The sequence below is a fragment of the Bradyrhizobium sp. B039 genome, from assembly GCF_038965675.1.
GTDB lineage: Bacteria > Pseudomonadota > Alphaproteobacteria > Rhizobiales > Xanthobacteraceae > Bradyrhizobium > Bradyrhizobium diazoefficiens.
On record NZ_CP152416.1, the window covers coordinates 8,119,218 to 8,130,000 of the forward strand.

Annotated in this window: 11 protein-coding genes and 1 pseudogene (1 of these 12 running past the window's edge); 6 read left to right on the forward strand and 6 right to left on the reverse strand. The window is 65.4% G+C overall.

The genetic code is table 11. The features are described 5' to 3' along the window. Positions 1–106 precede the first annotated feature (106 nt). Positions 107–1,114 carry a DUF3592 domain-containing protein gene (locus AAFG50_RS38240; protein ID WP_028173521.1) on the forward strand — a complete coding sequence of 336 codons (1,008 nt, stop codon included), beginning with the start codon at positions 107–109 and terminating at the stop codon, positions 1,112–1,114. Between the two features lie 16 nt (positions 1,115–1,130). Here AAFG50_RS38240 and AAFG50_RS38245 read toward each other — a convergent pair whose 3' ends face one another. Next, positions 1,131–1,760, reverse strand: a complete 630-nt coding sequence (locus AAFG50_RS38245; RefSeq protein ID WP_028173522.1) for a glutathione S-transferase family protein — start codon at positions 1,758–1,760, stop codon at positions 1,131–1,133. Positions 1,761–1,891: 131 nt separating this feature from the next. After that, on the reverse strand, positions 1,892–2,194 hold the full coding sequence (locus AAFG50_RS38250) for a winged helix-turn-helix domain-containing protein (RefSeq protein WP_011084231.1): 303 nt from the start codon (positions 2,192–2,194) through the stop codon (positions 1,892–1,894). 27 nt (positions 2,195–2,221) lie between these two features. Between AAFG50_RS38250 and AAFG50_RS38255 the strand changes: the two are divergent. Both AAFG50_RS38255 and AAFG50_RS38260 read left to right on the forward strand, forming a co-directional pair. Then, positions 2,222–3,192 (forward strand): annotated as a pseudogene (locus AAFG50_RS38255) (threonine/serine dehydratase). Positions 3,193–3,204: 12 nt separating this feature from the next. Continuing rightward, positions 3,205–3,612: a DUF6636 domain-containing protein gene (locus AAFG50_RS38260; protein ID WP_231166600.1), complete on the forward strand. Its 408-nt coding sequence runs from the start codon at positions 3,205–3,207 to the stop codon at positions 3,610–3,612. Between the two features lie 437 nt (positions 3,613–4,049). Here AAFG50_RS38260 and AAFG50_RS38265 read toward each other — a convergent pair whose 3' ends face one another. Beyond that, the gene (locus AAFG50_RS38265; protein ID WP_028173523.1) at positions 4,050–4,643 is read right to left on the reverse strand and encodes a GNAT family N-acetyltransferase; all 594 of its coding nucleotides are present in this window, start codon (positions 4,641–4,643) and stop codon (positions 4,050–4,052) included. Between the two features lie 242 nt (positions 4,644–4,885). After that, complete coding sequence (gene glpK, locus AAFG50_RS38270; RefSeq protein WP_011084227.1) at positions 4,886–6,388, reverse strand: glycerol kinase GlpK; 1,503 nt, start codon at positions 6,386–6,388, stop codon at positions 4,886–4,888. 185 nt (positions 6,389–6,573) lie between these two features. Here glpK and AAFG50_RS38275 point away from each other — a divergent pair, with 185 nt between their 5' ends. Together AAFG50_RS38275 and AAFG50_RS38280 are read left to right on the forward strand one after the other, a co-directional pair. Beyond that, entirely contained in the window at positions 6,574–7,932 is a 1,359-nt protein-coding gene (locus AAFG50_RS38275) for an MBOAT family O-acyltransferase (RefSeq protein WP_028173524.1), read from the forward strand. Positions 7,933–7,943: 11 nt separating this feature from the next. After that, positions 7,944–8,831, forward strand: a complete 888-nt coding sequence (locus AAFG50_RS38280; protein ID WP_131234208.1) for a hypothetical protein — start codon at positions 7,944–7,946, stop codon at positions 8,829–8,831. A gap of 3 nt (positions 8,832–8,834) precedes the next feature. Here the strand turns inward: AAFG50_RS38280 and AAFG50_RS38285 are convergent, their stop codons facing one another. Both AAFG50_RS38285 and AAFG50_RS38290 read right to left on the reverse strand, forming a co-directional pair. Continuing rightward, positions 8,835–9,608, reverse strand: a complete 774-nt coding sequence (locus AAFG50_RS38285; RefSeq protein ID WP_028173526.1) for an SDR family oxidoreductase — start codon at positions 9,606–9,608, stop codon at positions 8,835–8,837. A 136-nt stretch (positions 9,609–9,744) separates the two neighbouring features. Beyond that, positions 9,745–10,335, reverse strand: a complete 591-nt coding sequence (locus AAFG50_RS38290; RefSeq protein ID WP_011084225.1) for a hypothetical protein — start codon at positions 10,333–10,335, stop codon at positions 9,745–9,747. Between the two features lie 234 nt (positions 10,336–10,569). Between AAFG50_RS38290 and AAFG50_RS38295 the strand changes: the two genes are divergently transcribed. Continuing rightward, positions 10,570–10,783: the 5' end (the start) of a GFA family protein gene (locus AAFG50_RS38295; RefSeq protein WP_049832490.1), read on the forward strand. The gene runs 236 nt beyond the window's last position; the window shows 214 of its 450 coding nt (coding positions 1–214); it begins with the start codon at positions 10,570–10,572; its stop codon lies off the right edge, out of view.

The window sequence follows — 10,783 nt, forward strand, 5'->3', positions numbered from 1 at the left end:
GGCGGCACCAGCGGTTGCATGATCTCCCGAAAAGGCGGCAGTGCCGTGAACGCAACGCGCGCTCGCCGCGACCAATGGCGATCGCCGCCGAGGAGCCGGGAATCGGATGCTGGACGCCCAACAATTGATGTGGACGCAGATTGCCGCCGGCATCTCGGTGCCGCTGTTTGGATTGATGCTGTTCAATCTGGTCCGCATGCGGGGCCGGATGCAGGCCGCGCGGAGCTGGGACAAGGTGGAGGGCATCATCACGATCTCAAGGGTCGATCAGCCGGCGACGCACGCCTCGGACGATCGGAACGACGCCAAGCCTGTCATCCGCTATCGCTATCAGGCCGGCGGCCAGGAGCTGGAAAGCGACAAGGTCTTTGTCGGCGGCCCCGCCATCACGACGAGGGTACTGGCCGCAAAACTGATCGGACGATATCCGGTCGGCGCGCATGTCGACGTCCATGTCGATCCGAAGCAACCGACCGAGGCGTTGCTCGAACCTGCTGCCGCGCAGAACGTCGCGGCACTGGTGGCGTTCACAATCGTGTTCGGCTTCATTGCCACCACCCTCACCGCGCATTCGCTCGCGGGTCACGTGCTCTACACAAACAACGGCGTTCCGCTGTTCGCGTTCGCGTTGCCGATCATCGTGCTCGTAGGCGGCGTGTTCTGCGTCGCAGAGTATGTCCGGACGCGCCGGCTGGCGAGCGCCAGCCTGCGCTGGCCGACCGCGGCTGGCAGGGTCACCCGTTGCGACGTGATCGAGGAAATCATCGAGGAGAAGAGCGACGACGACGACAAGTCCCGGTCCAGCAAGCTCCAGCACCGCTATCAGGTCGACCTGCGCTACGCCTACAGGGTCGACAAGCGCGACTTCATCGGCACCGAGGTCGATTGGGGCGGCACCATGATCTCCGGGCTGCGCGAGGTCGCCGAAAAGGCCGCAGCGAAATATCGTCCCGGGCAGAACGTCAAAGTTTATTACGATCCGGAACGACCGGGACATGCGGTGCTGGAGCCTGCGAGCCGGGAGGGCGCGCTGGGGCCGCTGATCGGTGCCGCGGTCTGCGCGGTCGTCGGAGGTCTTTTCCTGACAATCCTGATCAAGGTCGGGTTCGCATAGAGGCGCTTGATGCGGCTCACCCCATCGGCGGTGCCAACGGCTGCACGATCTCCTGGAATGGCGTCAGCGCCTCGCAGCGCTCGGCATGCGCCGCGAGCGCCGGATAGCGCGCCGCGTCGAACAATTGCGGATGCGCCTCGCGGGTAAAGCGCACGACGCAGGCCACCGCGATATCGGCGTGGCCAATGCGGTCGCCCAGCCAGTATGGCGTCGTCACCTTGGCGCGCTCGGCGTCCAGCACGCCGAGCACGTCGCCGATCTGCGCCTGGCAGCGCTCGACCCACAGCGCAAGCTGCTCCTTCCGCAGCACGCGCTCATAGAGCAGGCTCACCGCCTTGTCGCCGAGACCGGAAGCGAGCGCGCAGATGCGCAGGTGCTGTCGTCGCTCGGCGCCGCTGCGCGGCAGCATCGCCTTGCCCTCGCCGACCAGCTCATCGAGATATTCGAGGATGATCGCGCTCTCGATCAGCGCCTCGCCGTCGTCAAGCACCAGCGTCGGGACGCGGCGCAGCGGATTATAGGGCGCGATCTTGTCGGCATCGCCGAAGGTGGACCACGGCCTGTGCTCGAAGGCGAGCCCGTAAAGCCGCAGCGCAATCGCGACGCGGCGGACGAAGGGGGAGTCGTATTGGCCGATCAGGAACATGGTTCGCGCTCACTCGTTGGAACACGGCAGGGCCGGTCAGTTTCCACGACAAGATCGGCTCGGCGCAAGAAAGAAGATGGAAATGGAGCATTGCGTCGGGTGCAACGTCGCCTGCAGCAACATCTGCGCGATCAAAGGCCGTCCTGGATCGAGCGCTTGATGGCGGCGATCGCGGTTTCGTTGCGCCTGTACATCGTCCACTGCTTGATCCGCTTGGCGCGCACCAGCTTTGCGGCGGTCAGGACCCGCATGTGCTCGCTCAGGGTCGGCGCGCTGACACCGAGCTTCTCTGCGATCAGCAATCCGCAGACGCCGTCATCGACCAGATCGCCATCGGCCTGCTCGCGAAAATGCTTCCGCGGATCCCGCAACCAGTCCAGGATCTGCAGGCGGCGCTCGTTGGCCAGCGCGCGCAGGGCGACAGTGACTTTCATTTAGCCATTTTGCTAATTACCTAATTGATGTCAACTCTCCGATGCGCTATAGGGAACGGCATCATGACAGCGACAATGGACATCACGCGGGAGCGGATTGCGGCGACCGAGGTCGTCATTCGTCCGCACATAAGGCGCACGCCACTCGTTATGGCCGATCTTGCCGATTTCGGCCTGCCGGCGGCGCCCATCACGTTCAAGCTCGAGATGCTGCAGCAAAGGCGCGGGGCGCTTTTGCCAACCTGCTGCTGCGGCCGGTGCCGGAGGCGGGCGTGGTCGCCGCATCCGGCGGCAATCACGGGGCGGCGGTCGCCTATGCGGCGCAGCGGCTCGGCATCCCCGCCACGATCTTCGTGCCCGACATCACCTCGCCAGCCAAGGCCGAGCGGATCAAGGGGAATGGTGCGAAACTCGTGATCGCGGGCAGCCGCTACGCCGATGCGCTCGCCGCGAGCGAAGCGCATGTCGCACGGACCGGTGCGATGGCCGTTCACGCCTACGACCAGGCCGAAACCCTGCTCGGCCAGGGCAGCGTCGCCCTGGAGCTGGAGCAGGACGCGCCCGGCATCGATACGCTGCTGGTGGCGGTTGGCGGCGGCGGCCTGATCGGCGGCATCGCGGCGTGGTACGCTGGCAGGACGCGTGTTGTTGCGATCGAGCCGGAGCAGTCACCGACCCTGCACGCCGCTATCGCGGCGGGAGCACCGGTCGATGCGCCGGCCGGCGGCCTCGCCGCCGACAGCCTCGCGCCGCGGCGCGTCGGTGAATTGATGTTCCCGATCGCGCAGGCCCATGTCGAGCGGGTCGTTCTGGTCAGCGACGAGGCGATCCGACAGGCGCAGGCAGCGCTGTGGTCGAGCCTGCGTCTCGTGGCCGAGCCCGGCGGCGCAGCCGCATTTGCCGCGCTACTGTCCGGCCGCTATCGTCCCTCACCCCGCGAGCGCGTCGCAGTGCTGCTCTGCGGCGCCAACACCACGGCGGTGAAGTTCGACGGCTAGTCTCAAGCGGGATTGCATGATCGGGCTCCGCGCCGTCGTCCTGGCATCGACCCTGCTTCTGTTGATCGGGGGCGGCGCCGCAAGCGCCGAGGGCCGTCGAAAAACATCGTCTGCCAGTTCTTCATCGACAACGGGCAAGGCGTGCTCCGCTGCGACATCATGAACATGGAGACGCGCCCGCGCCGGCCCGCTGACTGCGATCTCGATTACGGCCACGCCTTCGAGATGAGCGCGAAGGGCAACGCGGAGCGCATCTGCGCCGGCGACACGGTGATGGACCCATCGCTGCCGGTGCTCGCCTATGGCGAGGTGTGGCGGCGGGCGGGGTTCACGTGCCGCTCGGAGCAGGCGGGGCTGACCTGCTTCAACGCCATGCAGCACGGGTTCTCGCTGGCAAGGGGGAAGCAGGAGTTGTTTTGACGAGCCGTAGCCCGCATGGAGCGGAGCGGAATGCGGGGAAACCGCCCCGGATTTCGCTGCGTTCCATCGGGCTACGAATTCGCGGCTTGCCGTCATTCCGGGGCGCGCGGAGCGCGAACCCGGAATCCATCGTGCACCGTCTCATGCGGACAAAATGGATTCCGGGCTCGCGCCAAGTGGCGCGCCCCGGAATGACGGCGAGGAGCGAGGCGTAGCGCGCATGGAGCGGAATGCGGGGACATCGTCTGGGATTACGCTTGGCTCCGTCGGGGCTACGGCGCCATCACGCGTTGATGTGCCGATTCGAAGAGCGAGGGCGGCGCCCACACTCCGTCATTGCGAGCGCAGCGAAGCAATCCAGGATCCTTCCGCGGAAACAGCCTGGATTGCTTCGTCGCAATAGCTCCTCGCAATGACGGTGGGGCGGCAGCCGCGCACTATTCGATAATCGGCACGTGCTTCGCCGCCATCCGCGGCGCCGTGCCATCGAGACGTGGATCATCGGCGATCTCGATCTGGCGGCGGAAGGGGCGGAAGCCGGAGCGCTGATAGAATGCGACGGCGGAGGGATGGTCGAAGGTGCAGGTGTGCACCCAGACGCGGCGGACGTCGCGCGACCATGCGAGCTCCAGCGCGCGGTTCATCAGGAAGCGCGCGGCGCCCGTCCCGATCAGGCCGGCGGTGACGCCGAAATAGACCAGCTCGCACTGGCCGGCCTCGCGGAAATCCAGCTCCAGCAGGCCCTCGTCGCGGCCGTCCGCGACCAGGGCGTAGACCTCGACGTCCGGCGCGTGGATGATTGCGGCGAGCTCGGCATCATTCATGCGCGCACGCGAGAACCACAACCACTCCTCGCCGACGCGGCGGAAGAGGTCGCGATACCAATGAAGCGCGGGCGCGTCGGCCTTGCGCAGGGTCCAGGCGCCGGGCGGATCGTCACGGCGCGCAGGAGGTGCGGTCATCTCAAGATGCGTGACGACGGCGGCGATCTTGCCGGCGGGGATGTCGGAATAGCCGTCGGGGAGGATCATTCGTGCTTGTTCCGATTCATCGCGAGAGGCTCCAGAGCGGCGCTACACACTCCATTGTCGTCCCGGACAAGCGTAAGCGCAGATCCGGGCCCCATAACCACGACTGTTCGTGGCGCGAAGACGCCCACTCCGAGCTTTCGCAAAACTTCTCCCTGCGGGTATGGGTCCCGGCCTTCGCCGGGACGACCATAGTGTTGGGGCCGCGTTCCTTCGCCGCACTTTCATCGCGGCTTTAGGCGCGCTCACGCCCCCTCGTCGCTCGCCAGCACGCCCTTCACCGCCCGCGCCCAGCCCGCGAGCTTCCGCTCGCGCGTTGCCTCGCTCATGTTCGGCTTGAATCGGTGCTCGAGGCGCCAGTTGTCGGCGAACTTGGTCGGCTCGGGATAGACGCCGGCATTGAGGCCGGCGAGATAGGCGGCGCCGAGCGCGGTGGTTTCCTGGATCACGGGGCGATCGACCGGCGCGTCGAGGAGATCGGCGAGACGCTGCATGGTCCAGTCCGACGCGGTCATGCCGCCGTCGACGCGCAGCACGACGCTGGCGGTTTCCGAGCTCGGCCAGTCGGCGCGCATCGCGGCCCAGAGGTCGAAGGTCTGGTAGCAGACGCTTTCCAGCGCGGCATGCGCGAGCTCGGCAGGTCCCGTGTTGCGGGTGAGGCCGAACAGCGCGCCGCGCACGCGCGGATTCCAGTAGGGCGCGCCCATGCCGACGAAGGCGGGGACCAGATAGACGCTCTGCATGGAGTCGGACTGATCAGCAAGAGGTCCGGTCTCGGCGGCGTGCTTGATGATGCCGAGGCCGTCGCGCAGCCACTGCACCGCGCTGCCGGCGACGAAGATCGAGCCTTCGAGCGCATAGGTACGTTTGCCGTCGAGCTGGTAGGCGACCGTGGTGAGCAGCTTGTTCTTCGATACCACGGGCGTGGTGCCGGTGTTGAGCAGCGCGAAGCAGCCGGTGCCGTAGGTGGATTTCATCATGCCCGGGCGGAAGCAAGCCTGGCCGATGGTCGCGGCCTGCTGGTCGCCGGCGATGCCGGAGATCGCGATCGCGCCGCCGAACAGGTCGGGCACGCTCTCACCGAAACGGGCGGACGAATCCTTCACCTCGGGCAGCATCGAGCGCGGCACGCCGATGATCTCGAGCAGCTCGTCGTCCCACTGGCCGGTGTGGATGTTGAACAGCAGCGTGCGCGAGGCGTTGGTGGCGTCGGTGGCGTGGACCTTGCCGCCGGTGAGGCGCCAGAGCAGGTAGCAGTCGACGGTGCCGAACATCAGCTCGCCGCGCGCGGCGCGCGCCCGTGCGCCGGGCACGTGGTCGAGGATCCAGGCGACCTTGGTGCCGGAGAAATAGGGATCGATGATCAGGCCGGTCTTCTCGGAGATCACAGGCTCGCGGCCGTCGGCCTTGAGTTTCGCGCAGATGTCGGCGGTGCGCCGGTCCTGCCAGACGATGGCGCGGTGCACGGCCTGCCCGGTGGCGCGGTCCCACACCACGGTGGTCTCGCGCTGGTTGGTGATGCCGATCGCGGCGATGTCCTTCGCGCTGATGCCAGCCTGCGCGATCGCATCGCGGCAGACCATCACGGTCGAGGTCCAGATGTCCTCCGGCTCGTGCTCGACCCAGCCCGAGGCCGGAAAATGCTGCGGAAACTCGGCTTGCGCACGCGCAGCAATCGAGATGTCGCTGCGGAACACGATCGCGCGCGAGGAGGTGGTGCCCTGGTCGATGGCGAGGACGAAAGACATGGTAGCTACCTTGGCGTTTTCTTGGTGGCGTTCATTGTGTTGCGCCAAAAGGAGCGGATTAGAGCGGGAAGGTCAAGGCCGCCACGCCCGCCGAGGCGGTTGACGGTGCACCGCCCGGGCGAGCCGGGAGGCTAGGACAGCGGGAGCGAAGATGATACATGCCGGGCCGGGCAATTCGGGGCGACATGACATTCACTTCCTTTCAGTTTGGCCTCTTCGTCGCGATCGTGTTCGGCGCCTATTATCTGCCGCCTTTACGCCGCTTCCAGGTCCAGCTGCTGGTGCTTGCGAGCCTGGTGTTCTATGGTTCGGGTCAGCCAGCGCTGCTGCCTCTGCTGCTCCTCGCCGTGCTCGGGACCCATCTCTGTCTGGTGCTGGCCTTCGACAACCGCGCGATCTGGATGCCGGCTGGAATCGTCTTCAATCTCGCGCTGCTGGCGTTCTTCAAATACAAATTTCTGCTCGTCGATGCGTCCACAGCTTACCCGATCGGCTTCGCGCCGGTGGATTTCCTGTTGCGGCTGCCGCTGCCGATCGGCATCTCCTTCTTCGTGTTCCACAACATCAGCCTTCTGGTCGACCTCACGCGCGAGAAACGGCCGCCGCCGCTGCGGGACGTCTTCCTCTACATCATCTTCTTTCCGCAGTTGGTGTCGGGACCGATCACGCGCGCGGGCCAGTTTATGCCGCAGATCGTCCCCAAACAGCTCTCCAATGTCGATTTCGCGGAAGCCGCCAAATGGATCCTGACCGGCTTCTTCTTCAAGCTCTACGTCGCCAACAATCTCAATGAGATGACGTCCTACATGGACTATCCGCTCTATGAGACGGTGGCCACGCAGGACCGCTGGCTGCTCGTGTTCCTGTACAGCTACCAGATCTATGCCGACTTCTTCGGCTATTCGGCAATCGCGCTCGGCCTCGGGCTGCTGTTCGGCTACCGCCTGCCGGTCAACTTCGACTTGCCCTACATCTCGGCTTCGTTCTCCGAGTTCTGGACGCGCTGGCACATCTCGTTGTCCGTTTGGCTCAGGACCTATCTCTACATCCCGCTCGGCGGCAACAGGAAGGGACCGGCTAGAACCGGCCTCAATCTGATGATCGTGATGACGCTTGGCGGCCTCTGGCACGGCGCGAGCCTGAGCTACGCATTGTGGGGCATGCTGCACGGCCTCCTGCTCGTCGTCGAGCGGCCGTTTCTGAAGGTGCTGGGCGAAGCCGGCCCTGTCGTGCGCGTCGCCCGCGTGGGCGTCGTCTTCTTCTGCGTGACGATGCTTTGGATCTTCTTCAAGCTGCCGAGCTTCGATCACGCGCTCGGCTACCTCGCAGGCATGTTCACGCCGACGGACAATCCCAATCCGACAAAACTGTTTCGTAGCATGGCCCTGCTCTACGCCCTTCCCGTTCTCATCCAGCATCTCGGCCTCGGTGCGCTCGCCAGTGGCAGGTTGCGGCGATGGGAGCCGTATCTCTATGGTGCGCTTGCGGCATTGGCCTATCTCGAGGCGGGGCCAGACGCCGCCTTCATCTATTTCCAGTTCTGATGATGGCACAGATGTCCGGACTTCCATGGTTGATCAGATGTGCGGCTGCAGCCGTCGCGCTGCTGCTGGTCTGCGGTCTTGCCACGGCGCGGTTCGGCTCCGCGCTCGAGCAGCCGTCCGTCACGACCCGCGACGGCAGCCGCATCACCCTCAATCGCTATCTGAGAGAGCCGGTCCCAGACGTCGTGCTGGTCGGCAGCTCTGTCGCCTGGCGTCTCAAGGAGGAATATTTCTCGCTTCCCCGCTTCCGCAATCTCGCGCTGGCCGGAGGCTCGCCGGTCACCGTCCTCGAGATCCTCGCGAAACAGCCGAGCTTGCCGAAGATCATCCTGATCGAGACGAACGTCCTATCGCGCGAGCCCGACAGCGAGCTGATCGGACAATTCTCCGGTAGCGCGCGCGCGGAAGCGCCGTTCCTACGCCCCGTGCGCACAGCGGTTGCGGCCTATGAGAGGTGGAATCACGCGCCGCCCAATCCCGCACAGGCTCGCGCCGAGCAGGATCGCCTGCTCAAGGAACCGCCGAGCACGTTCGACAACAAGGCCTATCTCGACCTGGCGCTGCGACAGATGAATGAAGGTGAGGCGACAGGGCCGGTGCGCGTCAATGTCGCGCGCACCAGAGAGCTGATCGACGACGTCCAGCGGCGTGGATCCCGTGCCTTCCTGATCGAGATTCCGTTCGAGGCCGGGATCGAGGACTCCCGCCTCGTCGCCATGAGCAAGGCGATTGTCCACGCAGCTTTTCCGGATCAGTCGCTGTGGCTACCGATCAATCCGCCGCGGGGCCAATTGCGCTGGGCCGATGGTGTACATCTCGACGAGCGATCGGCTCTGATCGTCGTGCGCGCCATCGAAAGCGCGCTCGGCGAACGCGACGGCCTACGCCGGGACAAGTGACGGCTACACCGCCGCCGTCGTCACGCCGCCGTCGATGACGATGGTCTGGCCGGTCATGAAGCTCGACGCGTCGGAGGCGAGGTAGGCCACGGCGCCGGCGATCTCGTCGGGCTCACCGATGCGGCGCAGCGGCGTAGTGGCGGTGCGGCGCTTCAGCATGGCTTCGTCTTCCCACAGCGCGCGGGCGAAGTCGGTCTTGACGAGGCCGGGCGCGATGCAGTTGACGCGGACGCCTTTCGGGCCCCATTCGCCGGCGAGCGAGCGGCACAGCGCAAAGTCGGCGGCTTTCGAGATGCCGTAGGCACCGATCACGGTGGAGCCGCGCAGGCCGCCGATCGAGGAGATGATGATCACCGAGCCGTTGCCCCGCTCGGCCATCTGCGGGATCGCAAGCGCGGAGAGCCAGATGTTGCTCTTCACGTTCGAGCCCATGATCTTGTCGAAGGCCTCGTCGGTGATGTCGAGCAGCGGGCCGTAATACGGGTTCACCGCGGCGTTGCAGACGAGAATGTCGATCTTGCCGTAATGCGTGGTTGCGCCCGCGATCAGCGCCTCGACCTCGGCCTTGCGCGCGATGTTGCAGGGGACGACGATGGCATCGCCGCCGGCCGCGTTGATGCCGTCGGCGACCTCCTTGCAGGCGTCAGCCTTGCGCGAGGAGACCACGACCTTGGCCCCTAACCTGGCCAGCAGCTCTGCCGAGGAACGGCCGATGCCGCGGCTCGAGCCGGTGACGATTGCGACCTTTCCGGTGAGATCGAACGGGGTGTTTTTCATTGTGCCTCCCAGCCTCCGCCTGTTCATTCGACATCGCCCGGCCGGGGCCGGGCGACGTGACGGCGGTGAGTGTGGCCGGCCTCGCTCGATCCGTCGAGGGGCAGATGTAGCGCTGACGGAGGCTTCGCCTGACGGCTCAGTTCTGGTCGTCGCCGAGCGCTGCGACCAGCTTGTCGTAATATTTGCCGACCAGATCGATGTTGCCCTTGTTCTCGATCGCCGGCGCCGGCGTCTTCAGCGCCTCGTTGAGCTCGTCGAGGGCTTCCTTCTTGTCCTTGGCCGGCATCTTCTTGTCGGCCTGGATCTGCGCGATCTGCGCCTTGATCACGGCTTCGGTGCCGACATATTTCTTGGTCGCGGGATCGAAGCCTCCGAGCACCAGGCTGATATTGTCGACGACGTTGTTGTAATCGTCGTAGCCGGCGAAGCCGTTTTTCTTGGCGACGCCGTCGAGCTGCGCGATCACCTTCTGATCGGGCGCGGTGTTTTCGGGAAGCTTTTCCGTGATCGCATCCATGTCCTTCTGCGCGGCGAGCACGCCGTCGAGCTGCTTGTCGGTCAGCGCGACCTGCTTGAGGCTCGGTGCCTGCGCGGGCGCGGCCTGCGGGGCCGGCGCGGTCTGCTGCTTGGCTTGCGCGAACGCGGTGCCGGAGGAGGCAAGCGATGCTGCGGACAGAAGGCACGCGACGCCGAGCGCGGTGAGGGCGGGACGAAGCAATGCTGGCATAAGAGTCTCCTCCTGAAGGGGGCTGGCTGGTTTTGGCGCTGGAAAGCTAGGGAACCTGAAATGAACTACGCATGAACTTTGCGTGGTTCTGCTAGCGGGAGATCATGGCTGAATGATCACAACCCGGTAGAGGCGGCGGCGATCACCAAACATTGTCCTGCGTGCAATTCGTCTGTTGTACGGCGGGTAGCGTCTCGCCGATGCTCGAACGCATCGACAAGCACAGGGACGAAGATGCCGACCTATCGGGGATCCTGCCATTGCGGCGCGGTGACGTTCAGCCTCGTGTCAGAAATCACGGAGCTCACGACCTGCGACTGCTCGCTGTGCCGGCGGAAGCACGCGCTGATGGCGAAGGTGCACGAGAGTGCGCTCACCGTTGAGAGCGGCGAGGATCTCTTGTCGGCCTACGAATGGAATACGCACCGCGCGAAGCATTTTTTCTGCT

Bases quoted from the DNA above. Each gene is read 5' to 3' on its own strand.
- AAFG50_RS38240 (WP_028173521.1), top strand. From the start codon at position 107: ATGCTGGACGCCCAACAATTGATGTGGACGCAGATTGCCGCCGGCATC.
- AAFG50_RS38265 (WP_028173523.1), bottom strand. From the start codon at position 4,643: ATGATCCTCCCCGACGGCTATTCCGACATCCCCGCCGGCAAGATCGCC.
- AAFG50_RS38290 (WP_011084225.1), bottom strand. From the start codon at position 10,335: ATGCCAGCATTGCTTCGTCCCGCCCTCACCGCGCTCGGCGTCGCGTGC.
- AAFG50_RS38250 (WP_011084231.1), bottom strand. From the start codon at position 2,194: ATGAAAGTCACTGTCGCCCTGCGCGCGCTGGCCAACGAGCGCCGCCTG.
- AAFG50_RS38280 (WP_131234208.1), top strand. From the start codon at position 7,944: ATGTCCGGACTTCCATGGTTGATCAGATGTGCGGCTGCAGCCGTCGCG.
- AAFG50_RS38275 (WP_028173524.1), top strand. From the start codon at position 6,574: ATGACATTCACTTCCTTTCAGTTTGGCCTCTTCGTCGCGATCGTGTTC.
- AAFG50_RS38285 (WP_028173526.1), bottom strand. From the start codon at position 9,608: ATGAAAAACACCCCGTTCGATCTCACCGGAAAGGTCGCAATCGTCACC.
- glpK (WP_011084227.1), bottom strand. From the start codon at position 6,388: ATGTCTTTCGTCCTCGCCATCGACCAGGGCACCACCTCCTCGCGCGCG.
- AAFG50_RS38245 (WP_028173522.1), bottom strand. From the start codon at position 1,760: ATGTTCCTGATCGGCCAATACGACTCCCCCTTCGTCCGCCGCGTCGCG.